1 protein-coding gene is annotated in these 454 nt (G+C 51.3%); it reads right to left on the bottom strand.

The window, feature by feature from the left end; genetic code table 11:
* Nucleotides 1-4: 4 nt before the first annotated feature.
* On the bottom strand, nucleotides 5-454 hold a 450-nt coding region (locus tag BHE89_RS20625), incomplete at its 5' end, for a hypothetical protein (RefSeq protein ID WP_128860754.1).

Raw genomic sequence — 454 nt, 5'->3', positions numbered from 1 at the left:
AATTTCACATGTGAAACTTTCCGCCACAGGAACAGGAGGTTTTTACCTGACCAGAACGGATGGACTGATAGCGGTGCCACAGCTTGACCACTTCTTTTTCGCTGAGAAGGTTTGTCTTGATGTAACGGACTCTATCCCCGTCCGCTGTCTCAACAACGGTTCGGACATAGCCGTACTTGGCAACGGGTGCCTTGTACTTGTGTGACAGAATTACCCGGTAAACCGAGAGCTGGATAATGTCCGACTCATAGATGTGGTTTACCTGGCGCAGCTTGGTGTCCAAAGGAATGAGAACCCCATTCTTGGTTTGGTACACCTGATCAACCCTGCCGTGCATGGGCACCGGCTGTGTGGTTGATATGTCCTGTTCGGACAAAAACAGAGTGGCCGAGCGCAGCTCATAAGGCATGTTCTCTGATTTCCACCACGCCCAGGTGTCTCCAATGCCGCGTTT

Origin of the sequence: Shigella sp. FC1967 (assembly GCF_001743005.1) — a bacterium.
GTDB lineage: Bacteria > Pseudomonadota > Gammaproteobacteria > Enterobacterales > Enterobacteriaceae > Proteus.
The sequence above is the reverse complement of the archived record's forward strand: the minus strand, read 5'-3'. Positions and strand labels throughout refer to the sequence as shown.